This window comes from Sphingomonas sp. GM_Shp_2 (assembly GCF_026540875.1).
Taxonomy (GTDB): domain Bacteria; phylum Pseudomonadota; class Alphaproteobacteria; order Sphingomonadales; family Sphingomonadaceae; genus Sphingomonas; species Sphingomonas carotinifaciens.
Genome location: NZ_JALNUQ010000013.1, coordinates 15,173 through 40,734, shown reverse-complemented (window position 1 = coordinate 40,734; position 25,562 = coordinate 15,173). Strand labels below are relative to the sequence as shown.

The 25,562-nt window shown below is 68.3% G+C and carries 22 protein-coding genes, 1 pseudogene and 1 CRISPR repeat array; of the genes and pseudogenes, 11 read left to right on the top strand and 12 right to left on the bottom strand.

Annotated elements, in window-relative coordinates; genetic code table 11:
- Positions 1-9: 9 nt before the first annotated feature.
- Positions 10-1,401: an APC family permease gene (locus tag OXR08_RS07040; protein WP_267348969.1), complete on the top strand. Its 1,392-nt coding sequence runs from the start codon at positions 10-12 to the stop codon at positions 1,399-1,401.
- 4 nt (positions 1,402-1,405) lie between these two features.
- Here OXR08_RS07040 and OXR08_RS07035 read toward each other — a convergent pair whose 3' ends face one another.
- Entirely contained in the window at positions 1,406-2,050 is a 645-nt protein-coding gene (locus OXR08_RS07035; RefSeq protein WP_149683424.1) for a carbonic anhydrase, read from the bottom strand.
- A 118-nt stretch (positions 2,051-2,168) separates the two neighbouring features.
- Between OXR08_RS07035 and lipA the strand changes: the two genes are divergently transcribed.
- Both lipA and OXR08_RS07025 read left to right on the top strand, forming a co-directional pair.
- Complete coding sequence (gene lipA / locus OXR08_RS07030) at positions 2,169-3,110, top strand: lipoyl synthase (RefSeq protein WP_267348965.1); 942 nt, start codon at positions 2,169-2,171, stop codon at positions 3,108-3,110.
- A 5-nt stretch (positions 3,111-3,115) separates the two neighbouring features.
- Positions 3,116-3,574, top strand: coding sequence for a type II toxin-antitoxin system RatA family toxin (locus OXR08_RS07025; protein WP_112383612.1), 459 nt, complete (start codon positions 3,116-3,118; stop codon positions 3,572-3,574).
- On the opposite strand, the gene OXR08_RS07020 is transcribed toward OXR08_RS07025, so the two are convergent.
- The 3 genes from OXR08_RS07020 to OXR08_RS07010 are packed head-to-tail and all read right to left on the bottom strand — an operon-like array spanning position 3,535 to position 5,713.
- Positions 3,535-4,035 (bottom strand): CinA family protein, encoded by a 501-nt coding sequence (locus OXR08_RS07020; protein WP_267348963.1) that lies wholly within the window; start codon positions 4,033-4,035, stop codon positions 3,535-3,537. The two genes, OXR08_RS07025 and OXR08_RS07020, sit on opposite strands and share 40 nt — an antisense overlap.
- Positions 4,035-4,562: a hypothetical protein gene (locus tag OXR08_RS07015; protein WP_267348961.1), complete on the bottom strand. Its 528-nt coding sequence runs from the start codon at positions 4,560-4,562 to the stop codon at positions 4,035-4,037. The genes OXR08_RS07020 and OXR08_RS07015 overlap by 1 nt, the downstream gene beginning before the upstream one ends.
- Entirely contained in the window at positions 4,559-5,713 is a 1,155-nt protein-coding gene (locus OXR08_RS07010; protein ID WP_267348959.1) for a bifunctional 2-C-methyl-D-erythritol 4-phosphate cytidylyltransferase/2-C-methyl-D-erythritol 2,4-cyclodiphosphate synthase, read from the bottom strand. The genes OXR08_RS07015 and OXR08_RS07010 overlap by 4 nt, the downstream gene beginning before the upstream one ends.
- Before the next feature lie 91 nt (positions 5,714-5,804).
- Between OXR08_RS07010 and dusB the strand changes: the two genes are divergently transcribed.
- The 7 genes from dusB (at position 5,805) to hflX (ending at position 14,891) form a co-directional block, all read left to right on the top strand.
- Entirely contained in the window at positions 5,805-6,806 is a 1,002-nt protein-coding gene (dusB, locus tag OXR08_RS07005) for a tRNA dihydrouridine synthase DusB (RefSeq protein WP_149683422.1), read from the top strand.
- Positions 6,790-7,857, top strand: coding sequence for an ATP-binding protein (locus tag OXR08_RS07000; RefSeq protein ID WP_112383616.1), 1,068 nt, complete (start codon positions 6,790-6,792; stop codon positions 7,855-7,857). The genes dusB and OXR08_RS07000 overlap by 17 nt, the downstream gene beginning before the upstream one ends.
- Positions 7,854-9,296 carry a nitrogen regulation protein NR(I) gene (ntrC, locus tag OXR08_RS06995; RefSeq protein WP_149683420.1) on the top strand — a complete coding sequence of 481 codons (1,443 nt, stop codon included), beginning with the start codon at positions 7,854-7,856 and terminating at the stop codon, positions 9,294-9,296. The genes OXR08_RS07000 and ntrC overlap by 4 nt, the downstream gene beginning before the upstream one ends.
- Before the next feature lie 84 nt (positions 9,297-9,380).
- A complete protein-coding gene (locus OXR08_RS06990) occupies positions 9,381-11,594 on the top strand; it encodes an ATP-binding protein (RefSeq protein ID WP_112383649.1) in 2,214 nt (737 codons plus the stop codon).
- Positions 11,595-11,597: 3 nt separating this feature from the next.
- A complete protein-coding gene (locus OXR08_RS06985) occupies positions 11,598-12,974 on the top strand; it encodes a sigma-54 dependent transcriptional regulator (RefSeq protein WP_112383618.1) in 1,377 nt (458 codons plus the stop codon).
- A 136-nt stretch (positions 12,975-13,110) separates the two neighbouring features.
- A complete protein-coding gene (gene hfq, locus OXR08_RS06980) occupies positions 13,111-13,602 on the top strand; it encodes an RNA chaperone Hfq (RefSeq protein WP_267348951.1) in 492 nt (163 codons plus the stop codon).
- Positions 13,599-14,891 (top strand): GTPase HflX, encoded by a 1,293-nt coding sequence (hflX, locus tag OXR08_RS06975; RefSeq protein WP_112383620.1) that lies wholly within the window; start codon positions 13,599-13,601, stop codon positions 14,889-14,891. The genes hfq and hflX overlap by 4 nt, the downstream gene beginning before the upstream one ends.
- Here the strand turns inward: hflX and mazG are convergent.
- Positions 14,872-15,588, bottom strand: coding sequence for a nucleoside triphosphate pyrophosphohydrolase (mazG, locus tag OXR08_RS06970; protein ID WP_267348948.1), 717 nt, complete (start codon positions 15,586-15,588; stop codon positions 14,872-14,874). The two genes, hflX and mazG, sit on opposite strands and share 20 nt — an antisense overlap.
- 280 nt (positions 15,589-15,868) lie before the next feature.
- Between mazG and OXR08_RS06965 the strand changes: the two are divergent.
- A pseudogene (locus OXR08_RS06965) lies at positions 15,869-16,162 on the top strand (transposase); the annotation flags it as partial.
- A 10-nt stretch (positions 16,163-16,172) separates the two neighbouring features.
- Positions 16,173-19,493: direct repeats of the CRISPR family, unit length 29 nt; unit sequence GGGTCGATCCCCGCGGGTGCGGGGGAGCC.
- A 49-nt stretch (positions 19,494-19,542) separates the two neighbouring features.
- Here the strand turns inward: OXR08_RS06965 and cas2e are convergent.
- The 7 genes from cas2e to OXR08_RS06930 are packed head-to-tail and all read right to left on the bottom strand — an operon-like array spanning position 19,543 to position 25,423.
- Entirely contained in the window at positions 19,543-19,869 is a 327-nt protein-coding gene (gene cas2e, locus OXR08_RS06960; protein ID WP_267348946.1) for a type I-E CRISPR-associated endoribonuclease Cas2e, read from the bottom strand.
- Positions 19,869-20,804 carry a type I-E CRISPR-associated endonuclease Cas1e gene (cas1e, locus tag OXR08_RS06955; RefSeq protein WP_267348944.1) on the bottom strand — a complete coding sequence of 312 codons (936 nt, stop codon included), beginning with the start codon at positions 20,802-20,804 and terminating at the stop codon, positions 19,869-19,871. The genes cas2e and cas1e overlap by 1 nt, the downstream gene beginning before the upstream one ends.
- Positions 20,805-21,575, bottom strand: a complete 771-nt coding sequence (locus tag OXR08_RS06950) for a type I-E CRISPR-associated protein Cas6/Cse3/CasE (RefSeq protein WP_267348942.1) — start codon at positions 21,573-21,575, stop codon at positions 20,805-20,807.
- Between the two features lie 34 nt (positions 21,576-21,609).
- A complete protein-coding gene (gene cas5e / locus OXR08_RS06945; RefSeq protein WP_267348941.1) occupies positions 21,610-22,308 on the bottom strand; it encodes a type I-E CRISPR-associated protein Cas5/CasD in 699 nt (232 codons plus the stop codon).
- A complete protein-coding gene (gene cas7e / locus OXR08_RS06940) occupies positions 22,308-23,525 on the bottom strand; it encodes a type I-E CRISPR-associated protein Cas7/Cse4/CasC (protein ID WP_267348939.1) in 1,218 nt (405 codons plus the stop codon). The genes cas5e and cas7e overlap by 1 nt, the downstream gene beginning before the upstream one ends.
- Positions 23,515-24,075 carry a type I-E CRISPR-associated protein Cse2/CasB gene (gene casB / locus OXR08_RS06935; protein WP_267348937.1) on the bottom strand — a complete coding sequence of 187 codons (561 nt, stop codon included), beginning with the start codon at positions 24,073-24,075 and terminating at the stop codon, positions 23,515-23,517. Before casB ends, cas7e begins: the two co-directional genes overlap by 11 nt.
- The gene (locus tag OXR08_RS06930) at positions 24,065-25,423 is read right to left on the bottom strand and encodes a hypothetical protein (RefSeq protein ID WP_267348935.1); all 1,359 of its coding nucleotides are present in this window, start codon (positions 25,421-25,423) and stop codon (positions 24,065-24,067) included. The genes casB and OXR08_RS06930 overlap by 11 nt, the downstream gene beginning before the upstream one ends.
- Positions 25,424-25,562: the final 139 nt, after the last annotated feature.

The window sequence follows — 25,562 nt, the reverse complement described above, 5'->3', positions numbered from 1 at the left end:
GGCGCGGCGATGCTGGACGATCAGTTGCAGCCGGCGGCGGCGCCCCGGCTGGTCCGCAGCCTGGGCGTCATGGGCGTGCTGTTCCTGACGCTGTCCGTGGCGACGCCGGCATCGTCGGTGTTCGTGATCGTGCCGGGGATGTTGCAGGTCGCCGGCACCGGCGCGGTGTGGGCGATGATCCTGGCCGCGATCGTGTGCGTCGCCACCGCGTTCATCTATGCGGAATTGTCATCGGCATGGCCGGTGGCGGGTGGCGAATATGTCGCGGTGGCGCGCACGTTGGGGCCGCTGGCCGGCTTCGTGATGCTGGGCGTCAACGTTTTCAACAACCTGCTGTTTCCTCCCGTCGCCGGACTGGGGATCAGTGCGGTGCTCGCCACCGTGATGCCGGGCCTGCCGGCGGTGCCGGTGGCGGCGGCGGTGGTCGCGGCCTCCACGCTGGTGGCGCTCCTCAACATCCGGGTCAACGCGCTGGTGACGGGGGCGTTTCTGGCCATCGAGGTGCTGGCGATCCTGGTCGTGGTGGGACTGGGGTTCGCCGACTGGGTGCAGGATGCCACACGCTTCCTGACCGCGCCGATGATGCCGGCGGCGAACGGGCTGGTGCCGGCCAGTCCGGCGAGTATCGGGCTGGCGGCATCGATCGCGATCTTTGCGCTCAACGGCTACGGCGCGGCGGTGTATTTCGGCGAAGAGATGCTGGATGCGCCCCAGCGTATAGCCAGGGCGATCCTTGCGGCACTGATACTGACGCTGGCGTTCGAGGTGGTGCCGGTGATCGCGCTGCTCGTCTCGGCACAGGATCTGGGCGGCGTGCTGCGCCACGACGATCCGTTCGGGCAGATGGTGACGGCGCGGGGCGGCAGCGGCCTTGGCGCGGCGATGGCGCTGGGCGTGGTGGTGGCGATCGTCAACGCGATCATCGCGTGCATCCTGGCCTGTGCGCGCTTCTTCTACGGCACCGCGCGGGATCGCAGCTGGGGCGCGCCGGTTGACCGCTGGATGGCGAGCATCCACCCGCGGCTGGGGTCGCCGGTCATCGGTACGCTGGTCGTCGGCGGGGTCGGGGTGCTGTGCTGTTTCCTGCCGCTGACGCTGCTCTTGGTGCTGAGCGGAACCGGGCTGGTGGCCATCTATGCAGGCATCGCACTGGCCGCGATCGTCGGGCGGCGGACGGGGGCCACGGCCCATGCTCCGTACCGCATGCCCCTCTATCCGCTGGCGCCGATCATCACGCTGGTGGCGCTGGGGTATATCGTCTGGACGAGCTGGCTGGACCTGGAGGAAGGGCGCCCCGGCCTGCTGATGACCGGGGCGCAGATCGTCGGCTCGGCAGCCTATTACTGGTTCGTGCTACGCCGCCGAGGGGGTTGGCCGTTCCAGGAGCCGGTGCAGGACTGAGATATCAGGCCGCCTCGGTCCAGGCGGGCTTGAACGCGCCATCGTCTTCCATGACGTGCAGGATGCCGTCGGCGATCGCGAAATAGGCGCCGCGCAACTTCAGCGTGCCGGCGTCCTCGCCCTTGGTCACGAAGGGGAAGGTGCGGAGATTCTCGATCGAGGTGCGCACCGCTTCCAGTTCCATCGCGCGGGTCGCCTCGGCACCCTCCAGATGCTCGGCCTGCACCTTTTCGCGCGCGCCGTCGAGCAGATGGACCCAGTCGGCGATGAAGCCGCCTTCACCGGGCTTGGCATCGGCAAAGCCCTGGGTCAGCGCCGCCTGGCACCCGCCGCACTTGCCATGGCCCATCACCACGACTTCCTCGACCTTGAGCTGGGTCACCGCGAATTCGAGCGCGGCCGACACGCCGTGGTGCCCGCCACCGGTCTCGAAGGGGGGAACGAGCGCGGCGACGTTGCGCACCACGAATATCTCGCCGGGCAGCGTGTCGAACACCTGTGCCGGATCGACCCGGCTGTCGGAGCAGGCGATCACCATCACCTTGGGGCTTTGGCCTTCCTTCAGCTCGGACCAGCGCTCGCGCTGACGACGCCAGTCGGCGGTGCGGAAGCGGCGATAGCCATCAACGAGGTCGGAAAAGTCGGTCATGATCACTCCCGGATTTGTAACGCATGATGGCGAACACGTTAGGACCGAAGCGGTTCCGAATCGATCCCGGGACGGGTCGCCATTGTGTCTCGCCGATCACATCGCTATTTCGCGATGCATGAACGAGATGACCCCGTTGGCCGCGCCGCCGCGCGCGCGCAAGCCCGATTGGATCCGTGTGAAGGCCCCGACCTCGGTCGGCTTTGCGGAAACCAAGCAGCTCATGCGCCGCCTGAACCTGGCGACGGTCTGCGAGGAGGCGGCCTGTCCGAACATCGGCGAGTGCTGGACCAAGAAGCACGCGACGGTGATGATCCTGGGCGATACTTGCACCCGCGCCTGCGCCTTTTGCAACGTGAAGACGGGGATGCCGCGCAAGGTCGATCCGCTAGAGCCCGAGCATGTCGCGGTGGCGGCGGCCGAGATGGGTCTGCAGCATATCGTCATCACCAGCGTGGACCGTGACGACCTGCCCGATGGCGGCGCGTCGCAGTTCGTGAAGGTCATCCAGGCGCTGCGTCGCAACACGCCCTCGACCACGATCGAGATCCTGACACCCGACTTCCGCAACAAGGCGCAGGCCGCGGTCGAGTCGATCGTCGAGGCGCGGCCAGACGTGTACAACCACAATCTGGAAACCGTCCCCAGGCTTTATCCGACGATCCGGCCGGGCGCGCGCTATTACGCGTCGCTGCGTCTGCTGGAGAGCGTGAAGCGGCATGATCCGTCGATCTTCACCAAGTCGGGCGTGATGCTGGGGCTGGGCGAGGAGCGGCTGGAGATCCATCAGGTGATGGACGACATGCGCTCTGCCGACATCGATTTCCTGACCATGGGCCAGTATCTGCAACCGACGCCGCGCCACGCCAAGGTCGCCGAGTTCGTGACGCCCAAGGCGTTCGATGCCTATGCCGCGATCGCGCGGGCCAAGGGGTTCCTGCTGGTCGCGTCCTCGCCGCTGACCCGGTCGAGCTATCATGCGGGCGACGATTTCGCGCGGCTGCGCGATGCGCGGACGGCCAAGCTGGCCGCGATCAGGCCCCAGGAGGTGAGGGCGTAACGCGCATGCCCAAGCACAGCGAGACGCGCCACCTTCCCTATACGCCGGAGCAGATGTTCGACATGGTGGCCGATATCGGCCGCTATCCGGAGTTCCTGCCCTGGGTATCGGCGATGCGGGTCCGGTCGGACAGCGACACGGAGACGGTGGCGGACATGATCGTCGGCTTCAAGGGGCTGCGCGAGACGTTCACCAGCCGCGTCGCCAAGCAGCGGCCGCACAGCATCAATGTCGATTATATCGACGGGCCGCTCAAATATCTGCGCAACGAATGGCGCTTTCGGGCGGAGGAGGGCGGCTGCGCGGTCGATTTCTCGGTGGACTTCGCGTTCAAGAACCGCGTGTTCGAGATGCTGGCCGGCCAGGTGTTCGGCACCGCGCTGCGCCGGATGATCGGCGCATTCGAGGACCGGGCCCGCAAGCTTTACGGCAGCAACAGCTCCAGCGCGCACAACGCCGCCTGAGCGCGGATACCGCCGCGACCGATATCGCCGAAGCTGCGGCGGACGGAATGAACATCGTCCGGATCGCCGCCACGCTCGGCACGGCCGAACAGGACGGTGCCCACCGGCTTCTTCTCGGTGCCGCCACCGGGCCCGGCGACGCCCGTGATCGACACGGTGACGTCGGCGGAGCTGTGCTTCAGCGCGCCCTGCGCCATCGCCCAGGCGGTGGCGACGGATACCGCACCAAAGGTTTCCAGCACGTCCGCGCTCACCTTCAGCAAGGTCATCTTGGCGTCGTTCGAATAGGTGACGAAGCCCAGATCGAACACGTCCGACGCGCCGGGCACCTCGGTCAGCGCGGCGGCCACCAGACCGCCGGTGCAGCTTTCCGCAACGGCGATGCGGCGGCCGGCGGTGCGGTTTTCCTCGATCACGCGGGTGGCGAGTGCGACGATCTCGGGGGGAAGCAGCGTGTCCATCAGCGATTCCCTTGCGTGCAGAGCGGTAGGTCGGGCACGGCGACCTGCCGGCCCTTGGCCTTTTCGCTTTTCAGATATTGCAGCGTGGCGACGACCACCCCTGCGCTGTTGCGCGCCGGCAGCGGCTCCAGCAGGGTGACCAGCCGGTCGATCGTGCCGCAATCCTTCAGCGCGATGCGCCCGACGATGACCGGCACCAGTAGCGAGGTGAGCAGCGGGCGCGCATAATCGGATTGCAGCAGCGCATCGACCGCAGGGTCGGACAGCTTGACGATCGCGCCGCGCGCCGCCGGCCAGGCCGCATCGGCCGCCGCCTTGTACTTGGCGACGAAGGGGCCGTCGCTGCGGCGGATCAGGCTGGTCGCGGGCAGGCGGGCGCCGCAGACCCGGCCGGTTTCGTGAATGATGTCCGGCATCGCGACCAGGGTCATCGCCTCCGCCTCCGGACCGGTGATGCAGCCGGTCTGCGCCTGCGCCGAGGTGCCGGCCGCCAGCGCGGCGAGCGCGAACAGTGCGGCGATCCTCACGCGGCGGCGCCCGGCAGGCGCACGGTCGCCACGGCTTGTGCCGCGATGCCCTCGCCACGGCCGGTGAAGCCCAGCCGCTCGGTCGTCGTCGCCTTCAGGCTGACCCGGTCGGGCGACAGCGCCAGCAGGTCGGCGATCCGCGCGACCATCGCGGCGCGGTGCGGGCCGATCTTGGGCGCCTCGCAGATGATGGTCAGGTCGACGAAATCGATCCGGCCGCCCTTTTCCGCGATCAGCTTTGCGGCATGTTGCAGGAACTGGCCCGACTCGGCGCCGCGCCATTGCGGGTCGCTTGGCGGGAAATGCGTGCCGATATCGCCCGCCGCGATCGTGCCGAGCAGCGCGTCGGTCAGCGCATGCAGCGCGACGTCCGCATCGCTATGGCCCGACAGGCCCTGATGATGCGGGATCAGCACGCCGCCCAGCCACAATTCCTCGCCATCCTCCAGCCGGTGGACGTCGAAGCCCATGGCGGTGCGGGTTTCCCAGGCGAGGCGGGCATCGGCCGCATCGAAGTCTTGCGCGTAGGTGACCTTGTCGAGCATCGTATCGCCCTGCACCAAGACGACGCGTCCGCCAAGCCGCCTGACCATCTGCGCGTCGTCGGTCGCTTCCTCCTGCGCCGGCCAAGCGGCATGCGCGGCGAGTAGGCGTTCCAGATGAAAGCCTTGCGGCGTCTGGATGCGGGCAAGGTCGGTGCGCGGCACGATATCGCCCAACAGGTCCGGCCCGCGCGCCAGCGTGTCGGCGACCGGCAGGACGGGGACTGCCCCATCCGCCTGATCCAGCGCCGCCAGGACGCGGTCGATTACCGCGGGCGGCAGGAAGGGACGTGCGGCATCATGGACCAGCACGCGGCCGACGCCGCGGTCGGCGAGATGGCGCAGCCCGTTGGCGACCGATTCGCGCCGGCTGCTGCCGCCTGCGACCAGTTCGGCGCCCGGCAGGATCGCCGCCGCCCGATCGCGTTCGTCGGCAGAGACGACGACCAGCACCATATCGATCCCGGCATGCGCCGCCACCGCGTCATAGGCGCGGCGCAACATCGGCGTGCCGGCGATCGGCCGATATTGCTTGGGCAGGGCGCCGCCGGCGCGCGTGCCGCTGCCGGCGGCGACGATCAGGGCGGCGGTGAGGGAGGAACCTGTCATGCCCGTCCCTCTAGGCGGGAATGATCGCGGTTTGAACCTTGCCCGCAAGCGTGAATTGGAGTAGGCGCTGCCCGTTTTTCAGGCACATCCCATGCGCACGCTCAACCCCATCCAGGTCGGTCCGGTGACGATCGACAGCCCCGTCGTTCTGGCGCCGATGACCGGCGTCACCGACATGCCGTTCCGCACGCTGGTGCGCCGCTACGGCTCGGGCCTCAACGTGACTGAAATGATCGCCAGCCAGGCGGCGATTCGCGAAACGCGGCAGTCGCTGCAGAAGGCGGCATGGCATCCGCTGGAGGAGCCGGTGTCGATGCAGCTTGTCGGCTGTACTCCCTACGAGATGGGCGAGGCGGCGAAGCTGAACGCGGATCGCGGTGCGGCGATCATCGACATCAACATGGGCTGCCCGGTGCGCAAGGTCGTGAACGGCGATGCGGGTTCGGCACTGATGCGCGACCTGAAGCTGGCCGCCGCGATCGTCGAGGCGTGCGTCAAGGCGGTGGACGTTCCGGTCACGCTCAAGATGCGGATGGGCTGGTGCCATGACAGCCTGAACGCGCCCGAACTGGCCCGCATCGCCGAGGATATCGGCTGCAAGATGATCACGGTGCATGGCCGCACCCGCAACCAGATGTACAAGGGCTCCGCCGACTGGCGCTTCATCGCCAAGGTGAAGGAGGCGGTGTCGATCCCGGTCGTGGCCAATGGCGACATCTGCTCGATCGAGGATGCGCAGGCGGCACTGGACCAGTCCGGCGCGGACGGGGTGATGATCGGTCGCGGTGCCTATGGCCGGCCCTGGCTGCTGGGGCAGGTGATGGAGTGGTTCCGCAGCGGAACGCGGGTGCCCGATCCTTCGCTGGATGAGCAATACCGCGCGGTTGCCGAACATTACGACGCGATGCTCGACCATTATGGCACCGAGACGGGCGTCAACATGGCACGCAAGCATATCGGCTGGTACACCCGCGGACTGCATGGATCGGCCGAGTTCCGCAACAAGGTGAACCAGGAGCCGAACGCCGCCACCGTCAAGGCGATGCTGGCGGATTTCTACCTGCCCCAGATCGAGCTTGCCGCCGCTGCCTGACCCTTCGCGACACGGCCGCCCCGGCTTTGCCGCGTTGTTCGCGGCGCTGCCGGTGGCGGTGATCGTGATCGATCCCGATGATCGTATCGCGCATGCCAATGCGTTGGCCGAACAATTGCTCAACCTGTCGGAGCGCCTGATGGTCGGGCAACCGCTGGACGCGATCCTGCCGCCGCCCGGCGAGGGCAGCGCGCGCGATGGCCATGGGTTCGCGATCTACGATACCGAGATCGCCACGGCGCGAGGCCACAAGATCCGCGTCGATTTCGTCGAGGCGCAGGTGCCCGACCATGCCGGGTGGCGGGCGATTACCCTGCACAGTTCGGCGACCTCGCGGCGGCTGGGGCATTCGGCGGACCGCGCCGCCGGGGCTCGCGCGGCGGTGGGGGCGGCGGCGATGCTGGCGCATGAGATCAAAAACCCCCTGTCGGGCATACGCGGTGCCGCGCAACTGATCGGTGCGGGCGAACTGACCACGCTGATCACCACCGAGGTGGACCGGATCGCGGCGCTGATCGACCGGATGCAGGATTTCAGCGACACCCGACCGCTGCCGAGCGCGCCCGAGAATATCTATCCGCTGCTCGCCCATGCGCGCCGGGTCGCGCTGGCCGGCTTTGCCCGCGGCGTGATGGTCGAGGAACGCTACGACCCGTCGCTGCCGCCGGCCAGCGTCAATCGCGATGCGCTGCTCCAGATCGTCATCAATCTGTTGAAGAACGCGCGCGAGGCCGTTCACGGCACGCGCAATCCGCGCATCGTGCTGACCACCGCCTATCGCCATGGCATGGCCGTCAGCGCCGCGCCCGGTCGTCCGCGCCTGCCGCTGCCGATCGAGATCTGCGTGATCGACAACGGCCCCGGTGCGCCCGCCGACATCGCCGATCACCTGTTCGATCCCTTCGTGTCCGGGCGACGCGAGGGGCAGGGGCTCGGCCTCGCGCTCGTCGACAAGCTGATGCGCGACATGGGGGGTATCGTTCAATATGCCCGGGAAGGATCGCCGGAGATGACCGTGCTTCGCCTGTTGCTGCCAAGGGCCGGGGCATGAGCCACGTCCTCGTCGTCGACGACGATGCAGCGATCCGCACCGTGGTGGGGCAGGCGCTCCGCCGCTGTGGCCATGACGTCACCAGCGTCGCCACGCTGGCGCAACTGGATCGTGCACTGGCCGGTGGCGCTCCCGACATACTGGTCACCGACGTCGTCCTGCCCGATGGCGACGGCATCGACCATATTCGCACCGTGGCCGAACGCTACCCTGCGCTGCCGATCATCGTGCTGTCCGCCCAGAACACGCTGACCACCGCGGTACGTGCCGCCGAAGTGGGTGCGTACGAATATCTGCCCAAGCCGTTCGACCTGGACGCGCTGACGCAGGCGGTGGCCGGCGCATTGGCGCGCGGCGGCGTCTTTGCCGATGACGGGCCGGGGGAGGAGGAGCAGGCGCTGCCCCTGATCGGGCGGTCCGCGGCGATGCAGACGGTGTACCGGGTGATCGCCCGCGTCGTCTCCAACGACCTGACCGTGCTGATTTCGGGCGAGTCCGGAACGGGCAAGGAACTGGTCGCGCGCGCGATCCACGATCTGGGTCCGCGTCGCGCCGCGCCCTTTGTCGCGATCAACATGGCGGCAATCCCGCGCGAATTGATCGAGGCGGAGCTGTTCGGGCATGAACGCGGCGCCTTTACCGGGGCGGCGCAGCGCAATGCCGGTCGATTCGAACAGGCGGCAGGCGGCACGCTGTTCCTGGACGAGATCGGCGACATGCCGATGGAGGCGCAGACCCGGCTGCTGCGCGTGCTGCAATCCGGCGAGTTCACCACGGTCGGCGGCGCGCGGACGATCCGCACCGATGTCCGCATCCTTGCCGCGACCAATCGGGAGCTGGCGCAACAGGTACAGTCCGGGCAGTTTCGCGAAGACCTGTTCTACCGCCTGAACGTCGTGCCCATCGCCCTGCCATCCTTGCGCGAGCGACGGCAGGACGTGCCGCTGCTTGCGCGTCACTTCCTCGATCTGGCCGCCGCGCAGGGCCTGCCGCGCCGGCGGATCGATGCCAGCGCGGTCGACCTGCTGGTCGCGCATGACTGGCCCGGCAATGTACGCGAACTGGAAAACCTCATGCGTCGCCTGGCGGTGCTCGCCCGCGACGAGGTGATCGACGCCGACGCCATTCGCGCGATGATCGGCCGTCCGCAGGCCAGCGCGGCCAGCGCCGTCGCCGACCCCGATCTCGCCGTCGCCATCCGCCAGCTGATCGATCGTATCGCGCGCGAGCGGCCCGAGGCGCTGGACGACGGTACGCTGTACGACCGCGTGATCGGCGAGGTGGAGCGCCCCCTGATCGAGGCGATGCTGGCACGGCATGGCCATAACCAGTTGCGCGCGGCACGGGCGATGGGGATCAACCGGAACACGCTGCGCAAGCGGCTCGATACGCTCGGCATCCCGGTGCGCGGAACGGATGGTACGGCGAGCGGCACGTAAACCTGCATTATGTGTCTTGCGTGCCACGGATGACGTTGTACGCTTGCAACGATGATCGCGCCTGCGACGCCTGTCGATGACGAAATGCTACCGCGCTCCCGCTTCTCGGTCACGCCCGTGGTCGAACTGCTGGTGGTTCTGGTCGCGATCGTGTTCGGCATCGTCACCTACCGCATTCTGGCGCAGCACCACGACTCGCGCGGGCTGATCTCGCCGCCGGTGATTGCCGGCCTGCTGGCGCTCAACCTGGCACCGGGTATCGCCCTGATGATGCTGATCGGCCGGCGGGTGGCGATGCGCCGCGCGGCCCGGTCGGCGGTGGGTGGCGGCGGGCGCCTGCACGTACGCCTGGTCGCGATCTTCTCGCTGACCGCCAGCGTGCCGATCGTGCTGACGGTTATCACGGCCTCGGTGATGTTTCAGTCCTCTGCCGAATTCTGGGTGTCCGACCGGGCGCGCAAGGCGTTCGGCGACGCGATGACGATCGTGCGCGAGTCGCAGCAGCAGATCATCACGCGGTGGATCAACGCGTCGTCAGCAATGGCCAAGGATATCGGCGCCGAGCTGCCGACGATCGAGCAGGATCGCGAGCGGTTCCACGATTATCTGAGCCGCCAGACCGTGTTTCGCGACCTGGAGGAAGCGGTGCTCTTCTCCTACGATCGCAAGAGCGGCTTTCGCTATTACGACTATTTCAACCAGCCTTCGGACGAGACGTTCCGCACGCTGGTGACCGAGGAGATGATCGCGCAGGCCCGGCGCAAGAACAGCCAGGAAGTCGGCATCAACGAGCAGCGGGTGTGGGTGGTGACCCCGGTCGTCGATCGCCCCGACATATTCCTGTATGTCGGAACGCATGTGAACGCCGCGTTCCTGAGCAACCAGCATTTCGCCGCCGAAGACGTGGTGAAGGATTATCAGGCGCTGCAGGGGCGGGCACGGTCCCTGCAACTGAAGTTCAATCTGGCGCTGTTCGCGGTCGCCTTGCTGATCGTCGGCATCGCCGTCTGGATCGCTTTGGCGGTGGCCGATCGACTGGTCCGGCCCGTCGGCGAACTAGTCGATGCGGCGCGCCGGGTCGCAGGGGGCGACATGAGCGCCCGCGTACCCGATCCGCGTACCCGCGACGAAGTCGGGACATTGGCCAACGCCTTCAACCAGATGACGAGCCAGCTGGAGCAGCAGAATACCGAACTCGTCACCGCCAATGCGCAACTGGACAACCGGCGCGCGCTGATCGAGGCGGTGATGGCGGGCGTGTCCGCCGGCATCGTCGCGACCGGCCGAGACCGGACGATCCGGATCGCGAACAGCTCGGCGGACGCGTTGCTCGGCGTCGATGGGGGCGGACTGATCGGGCGGCCGGTGGCGACGATCGCGCCCGAACTGGATGCCGCGATGGACGAGGGCCGCCGCGAGTCGATCGTCCAGATTTCACGTAAAGGCGAGATGCGCACGCTGGCGGTGCGCATCACGCGCACCGATGACGGCCCGATCCTGACCTTTGACGACATCACCCAGCAACTGCTCGATCAGCGGCGTGCGGCATGGTCCGACGTTGCCCGGCGGATCGCGCACGAGATCAAGAACCCGCTGACCCCGATCCAGCTTGCTGCCGAGCGTCTGCAACGGCGCTATGGCAAAACGGTCGAGCCCGACGACCAGACCTTTGGCCGCCTGACCGAGACGATCATCCGGCAGGTCGGCGACCTGCGGCGGATGGTGGATGAATTCTCGTCCTTCGCGCGCATGCCAAAGCCCGTCTTCCGCGAGGAGCCGCTGCTCGATACCGCGCGCCAGGCATTGTTCCTGCACGAGGTCGCCCATCCCGCGATCCGCTTCCAGTTGATCCACGAAGATCCCGCCCCGATGCTGGTCTGCGATCGTCGCCAGATCGGTCAGGCGTTGACCAACATCGTCAAGAACGCGGTGGAAGCCATTGAAGCAAAGCCGGAGTCTACCGGCGACAGCGTGACCATGACGCTTGCCGAAGATCCCGGCCGAACGGTCACGATCATCGTCGCCGACACCGGCATCGGCCTGCCCGCCGAGCGCGACCGCATCGTCGAGCCCTATATGACCACCCGTGCACGCGGCACCGGGCTCGGCCTCGCCATCGTCAACAAGATCATTGAGGAACATGCTGGAACGATGACCTTTTCGGACAATCCGGACGGCGGCACGATCGTCACCATGACCTTCGACGCGGGCGCCCTTGCCGCGCTCGACCAGGGGGGTACCGAACTCGAACCGGCGGGCGAAGGTCCGCTGACCGCTCTCACCCGCAGCCGGACCTGAACCATGGCCTTGGACATCCTCGTCGTCGACGACGAACTCGATATTCGCGAACTGGTCGCCGGTGTGCTGGAGGACGAGGGCTATGATGCCCGCGGCGCCGCCGACAGCGATTCCGCTCTTGAGGCGATCGCCGCGCGGCGCCCATCGCTCGTCCTGCTCGACGTCTGGTTACAGGGATCGCGGCTCGACGGACTGGAACTGCTTGACGAGATCAAGCGGCGGGACAGCTCCATTCCCGTGCTCGTGATTTCCGGCCACGGCAATATCGACACCGCGGTTGCCGCGATCCGTCGCGGCGCGGTCGATTTCATTGAAAAGCCGTTCGAGGCGGAGCGCCTGTTGCTGATGGTGGCGCGCGCGACGGAGACGGAGCGGCTGCGTCGCGAGGTCGCCTCGCTGCGCGCCAGTGCCGGCCGCGACACCGATCTGACCGGCAGCTCCAGCGCGATCAACGGCGTGCGCGCGACCCTGAAGCGGGTGGCTGCCACCGGAAGCCGGGTGCTGATCATGGGCCCCGCCGGGGTCGGCAAGGAGGTGGCCGCGCGCCTGCTCCACGGCTGGTCGAACCGCGTCCAGGCGCCCTTCGTCATCGTCAGCGCGGCGCGGATGACGCCCGAGCGGGTCGAGGACGAGCTGTTCGGGGTGGAGGAGGGCGGCGACCTCGTCCGCACCGGCCTTCTGGAACAGGCGCATGGCGGCACGCTGTTCCTCGACGAAATCGCCGACATGCCGATCACGACGCAGGCGCGGATCCTGCGCGTGCTGACCGACCAGAGCTTTACGCGGGTCGGGGGCACGCGGGTGGTGAAGGTCGATGTGCGCGTGGTATCCGCCACCGCCCGCGACCTGACGCACGAAATCGCCGAGGGGCGTTTCCGCGAGGATCTCTACTACCGGCTGAACGTCGTGCCGGTGACGCTGCCGTCCTTGTCGGAGCGGCGAGAGGATATCCCCGCGCTGGTCCACCATTTCATGGCGCATTATGCGGCCGAGCGCCGCGTACCGACGCCGGAAATCGCATCCGATGCGATGGTTGCGCTGCAATCCTATGACTGGCCCGGCAATGTCCGGCAGCTTCGCAACGTGGTGGAGCGGACGATCATTCTGGCGCCGGGCGACCGGATCGGGCGGATCGACCTCGATCTGCTGCCGGCCGAGGTGCTGGGCGGTGGCGGCGACATGGGCGCGGGCGGGGCGACCGCGATCATGGGATCGCCGCTGCGCGAGGCGCGGGAGAGTTTCGAGCGCGAATATCTGCGCGTCCAGATCCGCCGCTTCTCCGGCAATATCTCGCGCACCGCCAGCTTCATCGGCATGGAGCGCTCCGCCCTCCACAGGAAGTTGAAATTATTGGGGATCACCGACCAGCGCGACGAGTAATCCCGCGGCTGCACTGGACGAAGCCGGTGTCGATCCATAGATTGGCACCGGCACCCGATCCACGGGTGACGATCCCGACGCCGGGGAACGGCGCTCATGCGGGCACAGACCCGCCAAGAACAAAGGCTTGACCTACATGGCCGACAAGCAAGGGTCGTTGCAGGACCTGTTTCTGAATGCATTGCGCCGCTCGAAGGCGCCGGTGACCATGTTCCTCGTCAAGGGCGTGAAGCTTCAGGGCATCGTGACATGGTTCGACAATTTTTCGGTGCTGTTGCGCCGTGATGGCCAGTCGCAGCTGATCTACAAGCATGCCATTTCCACGATCATGCCGTCCGGTCCGCTGGATGTCGCCGCGATCGTCGACGGCATGGGCGATGGCCAGAAGAAACAGCCGCTGTTGCAGGAAATCTTCCTGAACGCGGTAAAGAAGTCGGAAGATCAGGTGACGATGTTCCTGATCAACGGCGTGATGCTCCAGGGCCAGATCGCAGGGTTCGACCTGTTCTGCATGCTGCTCCAGCGCGAAGGCATGGCGCAGCTCGTCTACAAGCATGCCGTATCCACCATCCAACCGGCGCGGCCCTTGAACCTCGCCGAAGAACAAGCGGGAACAAGCGAGGATTGAGCACCGGATTTGATCGGGATCGCGGGGAATTTTCCCGTGGGGCACGCACCATCGTGGTGCTGCCCGACCAGGGCGATGCCGTGCGCGACAATGACGCACGGCTGGACGAGACGGCCGGGCTCGCGCTTGCCATCGGCCTCGACGTGGTCGAGCGCATGGCCTTCCGGGTCCGCGCCGCAAAGCCCGCAACGCTGATCGGCAGCGGTCAGGTCGAGCAGATCGCGCAGGCGGTTCGCATGGAGGAGGCCGGGCTCGTCGTGTTCGACGCCAGCCTGACGCCCGTGCAGCAGCGCAATCTGGAAACCGCGCTCGAGGCCAAGGTAATCGACCGCACCGGCCTGATCCTGGAAATCTTCGGTGAGCGTGCGGCCACCGCCGAAGGACGGTTGCAGGTCGAACTGGCGCATCTGGATTATCAGGCGGGCCGGCTGGTGCGAAGCTGGACCCACCTTGAGCGTCAGCGCGGCGGCTTCGGCTTTCTCGGTGGCCCGGGTGAAACGCAGATCGAGGCCGACCGGCGCCTGATCCGCGATCGCATGGCCCGGCTTCGCAAGGAGTTGGAACAGGTCAGCCGCACCCGCGGCCTTCACCGTGATCGCCGTCAGCGTGCGCCGTGGCCGGTGATCGCGCTGGTCGGCTATACCAATGCCGGAAAGTCGACGCTGTTCAACCGGTTGACCGGCGCCGGCGTCATGGCGGAGGACCTGTTGTTCGCAACGCTGGATCCGACCCTGCGCCAGATCCAGCTACCGGGCATCGACAAGGCGATCCTGTCCGACACCGTGGGTTTCGTGTCCGACCTGCCGACCCAGCTCGTCGCGGCGTTCAAGGCGACGCTGGAAGAGGTGGTGTCGGCCGACATCCTGATCCATGTCCGTGACATCGCCCATCCCGATGCGGAGGCACAGCGCGACGATGTCGAGGCGGTGTTGAACGAGATCGGCGTCGATCCCGAAACGCCGCGCTTCGAGGCATGGAACAAGCTCGACCTGCTCGACGAGGATGCGCGCACCGAGGTGCTGGGCAAGGCGGAGCGGCTGGACCGCATCGTGGCGATTTCGGCGCAGACGGGCGAGGGCGTCGATACGCTGATCCAGACGGTGGCGGCGGCACTGACCGCGGGGCACCGGCGATATCAGATCACGCTCGACGCCGGCGACGGCGCGGGGGCGGCATGGCTGCATGCGCATGGCGAGGTGCTCGACCACCGGGTCGAGGGGATGCACGCCGATTACGACGTGCGCCTGTCCCCCGCCGATTATGATCGGTTCACCCGCCGCGACGCTTGACCGCCTGCCACAGCGCTTCCTTGCCCTCCAGATCCAGCGCGGCAAAGCTCTCCCCGGCTTCGCTCTCCATCGCGCGGAAGCGTCGTTCGAACTTGGCGTTGGCGCTGCGCAGCGCCGCTTCGGCATCGACGTTCAGGTGGCGTGCCCAATTCGTCACCGCGAACAGCAGGTCGCCGACTTCTTCCTCCAGCGTGTCGGGGGAGGCGTCGGCGATCTCCTGCAACTCCTCATCGATCTTCGCGCGCGGACCCTCCGCATCGGGCCAGTCGAAGCCGACGCGCGCCGCCCGCTTTTGCAGCTTTTCGGCGCGCATCAGGGCGGGGAGGCCCAGCGCGACGCCATCCAGCGTGCCCTGCGCCGCCTTGGCCTTGCGTTCCTCGGCCTTGATCTGTTCCCACAGGTGATGGCCACCCTCTGCGACATCGCCGAAGATGTGCGGGTGGCGCCGTTCCATCTTGTCGCTGATCGCGGCGACCACGTCGTCAAAGTCGAAGGCCCCGATATCCTTGGCGATTTGGGCATGGAACACCACCTGCAGCAACAGGTCGCCAAGCTCGTCCCTCAACTCGTCCATATCCCCGCGCACAATCGCATCGGCCACCTCATGCGCCTCCTCGATGGTGTACGGCGCGATGCTCGCAAACGTCTGCACCTTGTCCCACTCGCACCCCGCCTCTGGATCACGCAACCGAACCATGATCGAAAGGAGGCGCTGGATCGCTGACATGAATGGTCTCAAGTTCCTGGGTGAAGCGGTTGCGGTACAAGGGTATGGCGCCACAGATCAAGACGATCACGGTGTGGCGGCGCGAAGAGATGACGCTGGCCGTAATAGCGGTGGGAGGATCGTCAATCTATCTGGAAGTGCCGCTTGGTACCGACCGTTCGATCAGGTGTAGAGATCGTTCTAGGTGGTGTCTGCATTTGCGGGCTTCCAAAAGGGAGCTCTCATCCAAAGTTGGCGGAGGAACCGAGCCCTGAGCAGACGCACGCTGACGGACGGGCAATGGGACGAGATTGCGGGAATTTCCCGGGTCCAGATGGAACACGAGGACGCAGTAGTTTGGACAACCGGGTGTTCGTGGGCGCGGTCCTGTGGACCGCCGGCAACGCGGCGCTGGCGTGACCTGCTGGAGGTTTTCGGCGAGTGGACAGGAATCCTTGCTCGGCTTCGATGGTGGTCACATGCCGGTGTTTGGGAACGTCTTTTCCATAGTCTCGTCGATACGCCAGACTTCAGATACGTCCCGATCGACAGCACCATCGCGAAAGCTCGGTATGGGGTCGATCCCCGCGGGTGCGGCGGAGCCGTGGGCAAGTTCGACAAGTCCACCATGAACGGGGGGCGATCCCCGCGGGTGCGGGGGAGCCTGCACCGCCGCGCAACCGAACCGCTTCCAGATACGGCGATCCCCGCGGGTGCGGGGGAGCCTGCGAGACGATCGGCGAGAGGCATCCACCGAGGGTCGATCCCCGCGGGTGCGGGGGAGCCATGACCGGTGCGACTTGGGCGGCACCGCGTCAGGGTGGATCCCCGCGGGTGCGGGGGAGCCGGAAATTTCACGAACCCATGCAGCTGCGGCAGGGGTCGATCCCCGCGGGTGCGGGGGAGCCTGGCCCGCGTAACCGCGCCCGTCCACGAACAGGGGTCGATCCCGCGGGTGCGGGGGAGCCGGGGATTGACCGTTCTACGTCTCAGCCGAGCGGGGTCGATCCTCGCGGGTGCGGGGGAGCCGCACCGATGCCCTTGTCTGCGGCCTTGAGGAAGGGTCGATCCCCGCGGGTGCGGGGGAGCCCGAACGGTCGACTTCTGCCGGCGCCGACGGTGGGGTCGATCCCCGCGGGTGCGGGGGAGCCGTGGCGGGCCTCACCGCGGGTACCTCCCGCCGGGGTCGATCCCCGCGGGTGCGGGGGAGCCTCCTCGTTGGCCAGCGGGCCACGCGGATTGTAGGGTCGATCCCCGCGGGTGCGGGGGAGCCTTCCGGGGAGCCATAATTTAACGGAAAATTAGGGGTCGATCCCCGCGGGTGCGGGGGAGCCCGCGGCTTGGCGTTGTCCGGCTGCACGACCACGGGTCGATCCCCGCGGGTGCGGGGGAGCCACTTCCCCAACGCTTATTGCAACCGCAAATTGGGGTCGATCCCCGCGGGTGCGGGGGAGCCTTCACCGTGAACTCCAGCGACGGGAACACGGTGGGTCGATCCCCGCGGGTGCGGGGGAGCCATCGGGATCGCGCTTCAGCCGAACCCCGGTCAGGGTCGATCCCCGCGGGTGCGGGGGAGCCCGAGCGGCCGGAGGTGCTGCCGGCCTTGCGTCGGGTCGATCCCCGCGGGTGCGGGGGAGCCGCCAGACCCGACACTTCGTTCAGTGGACGCGCGGGTCGATCCCCGCGGGTGCGGGGGAGCCGTCAGGTTGGAAAAGCTGGCCGTGAGCGTCGTGGGTCGATCCCCGCGGGTGCGGGGGAGCCTTCTCGTCGAACCCGTCGCCGTCGATGATCTTGGGTCGATCCCCGCGGGTGCGGGGGAGCCGGCGCAGCATGGCGCGTTCTGGACGGCCGAGGGGGTCGATCCCCGCGGGTGCGGGGGAGCCGCAGACGAGTGGATGTTGACGAACGGCAGTGAGGGTCGATCCCCGCGGGTGCGGGGGAGCCGCGAGGCGGTGCGTCGCTGGTGCTACCGCACCGGGTCGATCCCCGCGGGTGCGGGGGAGCCCCCACCTTCAGCAGCTGGACCTGGCCCTTCTCGGGTCGATCCCCGCGGGTGCGGGGGAGCCGGTGATCGCCACCACGTCGTCAGCATCGGCCAGGGTCGATCCCCGCGGGTGCGGGGGAGCCTTTAACGGTCGCTTCGATGGCGCCCTTGACCGCGGTCGATCCCCGCGGGTGCGGGGGAGCCCGGCCATCCGCATCAGAGCCCGCCACGATCTGGGGTCGATCCCCGCGGGTGCGGGGGAGCCCGAACTGCTATGCCGAGATGCTTGCGGACACCGGGTCGATCCCCGCGGGTGCGGGGGAGCCACAACAAGCGGCTTTGCTGTTAGTGAATAACGGGGTCGATCCCCGCGGGTGCGGGGGAGCCGTTCCTACAAACAGCCGATACACCTTAGACGAGGGTCGATCCCCGCGGGTGCGGGGGAGCCGTAATTCTTGCCTGGGGGATCCTCGCCACAGAGGGTCGATCCCCGCGGGTGCGGGGGAGCCGTCCGAATACGAAATCGTTCTACCCGAATCCGAGGTCGATCCCCGCGGGTGCGGGGGAGCCGTCCGAATACGAAATCGTTCTACCCGAATCCGAGGTCGATCCCCGCGGGTGCGGGGGAGCCCAATACCTGGGCACGCATGTAGTCTAGGACGCGGGTCGATCCCCGCGGGTGCGGGAGAGCCACCGTCCGTCACGATGATCGCGAATATGCGCAGGGTCGATCCCCGCGGGTGCGGGGGAGCCTACGTCCCGTTGCTCGCTAGCTTGAACGATGCGGGTCGATCCCCGCGGGTGCGGGGGAGCCCGCAGGACTGCACCGCCCATTGCTGGCCATTGGGGTCGATCCCCGCGGGTGCGGGGGAGCCGCTGCCACCGTGCCCTGCACGATGCCCGGGTTGGGTCGATCCCCGCGGGTGCGGGGGAGCCCCCGCAGCCCATCTTGGTGCTGTCGCGCTTGAGGGTCGATCCCCGCGGGTGCGGGGGAGCCGATCGCACCGACGTCGACAGAGGGTACATCGTGGGTCGATCCCCGCGGGTGCGGGGGAGCCAACTCCCAAAAATCGGTCGCGGTGTCATCATAGGGTCGATCCCCGCGGGTGCGGGGGAGCCATCTTCCGCTGGCCCGACGGACTACCCGCCCAGGGTCGATCCCCGCGGGTGCGGGGGAGCCCTGCACGCCATGCATCAACTGACCGATATCGTGGGTCGATCCCCGCGGGTGCGGGGGAGCCCGTGGAAGCCAGCACTCGGTGCGCTTCTTCAAGGGTCGATCCCCGCGGGTGCGGGGGAGCCCACTGAAAGAACATGGTCAACTCGAACGGAGCGGGTCGATCCCCGCGGGTGCGGGGGAGCCAGCCTATGCCGTTCGTGCCCTATGAGGATTGGCGGTCGATCCCCGCGGGTGCGGGGGAGCCGCGGTGACGTGCGCCAGCCGGGGGCGGATTGCGGGTCGATCCCCGCGGGTGCGGGGGAGCCGTCGAACGCCGACTTGGGCGACGCGATGGACTGGGTCGATCCCCGCGGGTGCGGGGGAGCCATGGCGCAGTGGTGCCCGGCGTCCTGCAGGTAAGGTCGATCCCCGCGGGTGCGGGGGAGCCCAACGACGACCGGGTGACGATCAATGCGCAGGGGGTCGATCCCCGCGGGTGCGGGGGAGCCCGTCTTCCATGCTGAAGGTGCGGACAATCGGCGGGTCGATCCCCGCGGGTGCGGGGGAGCCACGTCCGTATCGCCAACATCGACGTAAACGCGGGGTCGATCCCCGCGGGTGCGGGGGAGCCGGCTGTTTCCCGGCGGCGTCGGTCTCAGTCATGGGTCGATCCCCGCGGGTGCGGGGGAGCCCACTAAAAGTCGGCGGTAAGCGAGTGTAATTGGGGTCGATCCCCGCGGGTGCGGGGGAGCCTCTGCCGGTCAGATCGCTGATATCGTTCACAATGTCAAAGAAACCCCGCTCAGCCCTCCCCTACAACCACTCCGCGTGAGGGTAGCGCCCGGCGTACCAGCAGGATGCCGTCATGCGCCACGACGTCCTTCGGCGGCTCGCCCAGCGTTGCCAGGCCGAGCCCGCCTGCCGCACTCGCTTCAGCCCAGCACATCACGATGCTGCCGCGGCGCAGGCGACCGTGCCATTCCTCCACCACGGTCCAGATGCGCCCGCGCACGCCCGCGCTCATCCGCGGTTGCGCGTAGACGCCGGGCGCCAGTTCGAGCATCGCCGAGCCCAGGAAGCCACGATAGCGATCCTCCACGTCGCGGGTGATGATCACGGTCAGCGGCATCACCCCGCCTCCCGGTCCAGCGTCACCGCCGCGCCGTCGCCGGCGCCCGGTGGTGCAGCCTCGGCCGGCACGCCGCCTGGCATCAGCAGCGTCTTGATCCGGTCGATCATGCCGGGGATCAGCGCGCGCTGGCGAAAGAGCAGCGCGGCGCGCTTGCGCACCAGCCGCTCGATCGGTGCGGCCCCGCGGGCGCGCGCCTCCCGCACCGCGCCGAACGCGATGTCGAGCAGCACGTCGTGCCGGTACAGGTCGGCGATATCCAGCACGAAGCTCTGCCCGGAATCCTCGTGCACGAAGCCCAGTTGCGGGATCGCCCCGGTCGCCGCGACCGCCACCGCCGCCGCCGCGGTCATCGCCGATCCGGCATGGTTGATCGCCTGGTTCGCCAGATCGCCCGCTTCCGGGTTCTCCCGGTCGTAGCGGCGACCGTGCCAGGGAATGCCGTGACGCTCGGCGGCGAGAACATAGGCGCGCTTGATGCGCGCACCTTCCTGACCGCGCAGCACCGTGATGTCGCGCGTCCGCACGATCTCGCCGAACCGCATCGCATACATGGCACGCGCGGTTTCCATGCGCAGCTTCGGATCGGCCCAGCGGCGGACCTGCGCGCGGGCCAGCGCCGAACTGTCGGGCATCAGCGGCGGCGCGGTGTAGAAGCGTACCGCCCCGTCCCCGATCGCCGCCAGCGCACAGCCATGCCGCGCCAGCAGCCGCAGCGCATCATGCGACACGCTGGAGCCCGGTCCCAGCAACACGATCGAAATGGCATGATAGGGGATCTGGTAATCCCCCGCGACCAGATCGCCGCCGCCCGCGGTTACGAAGCGCAGGCAGCCATTCTCCACCTCCAGCCGCCCGCGGTCCAGCCATACCAGCCCCTGGCGGTCGGCATGCGGGATGCGCGCCCGCTCCAGACCCAGGCGGCCGGACAGCATCTAGCCCGCCCGGCCCGGCGCCGAGAGGAGCAGCATGCCATAGCCGAACGCCGCATGCCGCCCGATGCCGCGGGCCAGCATCTGCGCAAAGGCATGGCGATCGACGACGGTCAGCGTGCCCGCCATCACCGCATCCGGCCCCTCCACCGCGCGGGTACGTGCACCGCCGGGGCGGTGCGTGCTGCGCCGGGCGCGCGACCGACGGAACTGGCGCAGCCCGGCCATGTCGAGCGTCGCCACGCCCTCCAGCCGGCGCGCCAGCCAGTCGAGATACACCGCCTCGCGGTCGACCTCGCGGGCATCGCCGCCGGCGGCGACGACGCGCTCGCCCGCCGCGACATACGCGTCGATCTCGCCGGCACTGCGCTGCCAGGCGCCTGCGCGTTCGGAGCGTGCCGCGCGGATGCTCTTGCCGAAGCGGACCACGGGCCGCACCCGCACCTCGAAGCCATAGCGCGCACCCTCGCGCCACGCCTCCGGCATGGCCTGCGCCTGCCACGACCCGTCGAACACGCGGGCGAGCAGATCGTCGGCGACGGGCAGCGCACCGGCGTCGTCCAGCGCCGGGCGGTCGGCGGTGTAGCCCAGCAGATGCGGCCCCGATCGATGATCCGGCAGAAAGCGGAACGGTTGCGGCCCGGCCGTACCGAAGCGGTCGCGCAGCGCCCGGTGCAGGGCATAGCCGCCATCATCGTCGTCGATGCCATGCGCCGCGGCAAAGCTGGCGAGCGCATGCAGGTCGAGCGGCATGCGAACGAGGTGCAGCGTCACGCCGTCGCCTCCGGCCAGTGCAGCCGCCCCTGCATCACCCGGCGCAGGCCGGCATGGACGCCGGACGGCCAATGCCGCTCGTCGGCCAATTCCTCTTCCTGCGCCCCCGAAACCAGCGCCGCGTCGGGCGCTTCCCCGACCGGCCACTGCGCGCGCAGGGTATGGCGGCGGGGTGGGGGGGCATCCAGCATCGCCAGCCCGGCCACCAGCGCCGCCGGGATCGTCTCCGCCTCGGCGATCCGCAACACAGCGGCCGCGACGGCACGAACGGCTTGCGCCCGATGAACAACGGCCGCTCGGGCCGCATCAGCGCCGCGGCCAGCGTATCCAGGTCCGGCGCCACCTCCGCCGGATTCAGCCGGAAGGCGATCAGCACCCGCGCATCCGCATCCATGTCGCGGTAGCGGATATGCGGCGACCGGTACGTCTCCGCGCCGCCCGCACGCCCCTCCACCCGGCCGCGCGTCGTCCAGCCGCGATCGTTCGCACCCAGTTGCGCGGTCTGGAACTCGCGCTGGCGCTGCCCCTCGCCGACACGCGCCGACCCCATCACGATTCGCGCCTGGAGTGCGGCATGCACGTCCGCGTCATGACGCTCCCAGCCCAGCGCATTGGCGAGCAGCCCGGCCAGCATCGACTTGGCCGGGAAATCCCGCACCACGCCGTAGGCATCGACCAGATCGCCCCCGAAGCTCATCAACGGCGCGTCGAGATCGAGGAGGAGATGCCGCATCAGATCGCCGCATCACGGACGAGCCCGCCGGCCCAGGCCGCCAGTTCGCGCAGCGATCCGCCGGCAACACCATCCAGCACGAGATCGGGCAGGGCGGCATGACGCCGTGCCTCGCCGGTCTCGTACATGTCGTCCAGTGCACCCAGATGCGCCAGCAGGGCCGTGGCAGTACGATTGCCGAGCGAGCCGTTGGAGGTGCGGCTGTCGACCGCCACCGCATCGCGAAACGCATTGGCCAGCGTGCGCGGCTGGCGGTCGCCGGCCTCGACGAGCACCAGTTCGGCCCGGCTGTACGGCGCGGTCGACCCCTTCTTGGCGCCGGGCGACACCTCGGCGACCAGATGCACCAGATGTTCCACCACCTGCGCGGCCAGCGCCCGGTCGTGATCGCCCGCCCAGTCGCCGCGCGCACATCCGGTCAGGTTCGACACTAGCAGCGGCACATCCACCACGACATAGCCGTAATAGAGCCCCGAGGTCAGCTCGGTGTCGAACACGCCGGCCGCACCGGCATCGTCGCCCTGGTCGCGCCGGCTGAGATCGTCCACCACGGTGAAATAATCCAGCTCCGCCTGTTCCGGATGAACGGTAAACGCATGCGCGACATGGATCGCCGCGTCGCGATTGGCGCGCGTGTCGCTCGTCACCATCCGCCCGAACAGCGCCGCCTCCAGCGAAGCGGCCAGCACATTCTGGTCGCGCAACTGGTTCAGATTGGCCTTCTCCTCCTTGATCCACGCCTCGGCCGCGCTCTTCGCCGCGGCGGCGTCGGGGTTCTCCGACAGGATGCGCTCCGCCTGTTCGCGCATCCATGCCAGTTCGGGCCGGCCGAACAGCAGCGCCTGGCGCTGCTGCGGGTCCTTGGCATTCTTGCCGTAGAATTTGGTCAGAAAGGCGAGCTCGACCGCATCCACCGCCTTGTCATCGAAGCGGGTGCGCAACGGCCCCGTCACCTCGCGCTCGATCGCCCGCTTGGTGCGCACGCCCTCCACCCCATGGCGCCGGGCGAGTTCGTGCAGCGCATGCCGGTCGTCCGCCATTCGCCAATGCCGCTTCAGGCACTGCGAGGAAATGCGGGTGCGCGTGGCGGTCCCGAACGGCAGGCGCTTGGCCAGCCCCGCATCGTCGCGATTGAGCAGCGCGCCTGGCCATGCCGCGAGGAAGTGGATCTGGATGAACTTCGGCAGCATCTCGGTTTCGGTCGTCTCAGGCGTCACTCGAAGTCCCCTCCTCGGACCGCGCGGCGGCGGCATAATAATCCTGTGCGATGCGGATGCGCGCGGCCTCCGCCTTGGCGGCATCGCTGCCGACCAGATGATAGAGCGTCCAAAGGTTGATCGGATGCTTGCCCTTTTGCGCCAGCACGCGGGCCACCCGCCGCACCTGATCGTCCAGCGCCTCGCCGCGCACCGCCAGCAGGCGCAGCAGCCGGTTCTCGGAATAATCCGCCTCGCGCAGCGCGGATCCCAGCCGCCGACCCTCCGCATGCGCCTGCGTCGCGCCGGTGCCGGAGAGAATGGCGGCAACATGGGTCACCAGCCGCCACCGGTCGAAGCCGGTGCCTTGCGCCTGTTGCGGCACCTTGGCCCGCGTCAGCAGCTTTATCACCGTCCCGTCGGCGGCGTGCGAGCGGGTCAGGTCCATCCGCCGCAATCCCGCCCGGTCGCCCGTCGACAGGAAGCGGATCTGCCCGGCGATCGACTGCATCCAGTCGGGCTCCTTCTTGGCGGATGCCTCTGCCGGTGCAGCGGCTGCGTCACTCGCCATGTTCGGCCTCCTTCATCCACTTGCCCATTTGCCCGTCCAGCACGGCGCGACCCCGCGCCTTGGCCCGCACCCGGCGCATCTCGGTGCGCGGCGCCGCGGCGGCGGCGATCTCGAACACCTCGCCCGCCATCGCGCGCAGGCGCCCGCGCCATTTCAGCCGGTGATTGCCGTCGTCGCTGGCCGCTTCCGACCAGAAATCCGCGTCGAAGAAATCATGGTCGACCATCCGGTTGAACTGGTCGAGCCAGCGCTCCGTCTTCTTCTTGGCGGCATCGTCGTCCAGCCGCGCCTGTTCGGGCCCACCCTGTACCAGGGAGATCAGCGCCCGGCGCAGCCGCCGCCCGGCCTCGCCCGCCTCGTCGGCACGCTTGCCCGCGACATGACCGATCCGGTCGAGCGGCGCCTGTTCCCAGGCGTCGATATCCTCCATCCGGCTGGTTCGCACCGCGCGGCGATGCAGTCCCTCGGTCTTGCCCTGACCACGCACCAGCGCGGCCGCGACGATCGACAGGTCGGTGCGATCGTCACCGTCATGCGGCGCGGCAAGCAAGGGCAGGGCGATCCTGCCCGTATCCAGCAGTTGCGCCATCTGGCGATAGCCGAAGCCCGCTCCCGTCGGGGTATGGCTGGACGATCCATCCGCCTTCATCGGCGCCCAGGGATCGCCGGTCTTGCCCTTCAACTCGGCCGCCGCGACCCGTGCGCATTTCGACCCCGCCGCCAGCGCCTCGATGCCGCCAGCTTCGCGACGGTGCAGCCGAACTCGCCGACACACCTCGACGTAAAGTTCGTCCAGATCACCGAACGCCAGCGACACGGTGCCGTCCCATGGCACGGTCCACAACAGCGGAATGCCGCCGCGCCGATCCGGCCGCGCCCGCGCATCCGCCACCAGTCTCTGCACATCGCGCCGGAACGCCGCCGCCGCACCGCCCGTGCCCGGCCGCACGCCCAGGCTCATCCGGCTGGCAAAGCCACCGTTCATCCGCGACACGCCGTAATTGCCGGCGCCCAGAAACCCCTCGGTCGTCTGCAAGGTGACGAGTGCGAACAGCCATTCCTCCTCGCTCGCCCCCGCCATGCGCGATTGCTTCAGGTCATGGTTCTTGGCGGTGACCAGCATGTCGAGCGCATCGGGCGTCGCCAGCCGGCTCTTGTAATCCGCGCGGTTGCCGCCCGCGACGACCGGCGGCTGCAGCAGTGCCGGCTTGGACCAGTCCTCCACCACCAGCGTCCAGGCCTCGCCGTCGGGAAAGTCCGGCGTCAACGCGATCAACAGATCGCGCCAGGCATCCTCGCTCTCGGGCAGCGCATCGATCCCCGCCCGGATCAGCGCGAGTGCGGCCACCTGCACGGTAAAGGCATGCCAGGGCTCACGCTGATGCGGGCGCAGGGCAGGGAAGCTCCAGGCTTCACCACGCGACAATGCAGCAAATACACTGAACAGTGATCCGCAAGACGCTGCGTCATCCCCATCACGCCACGCG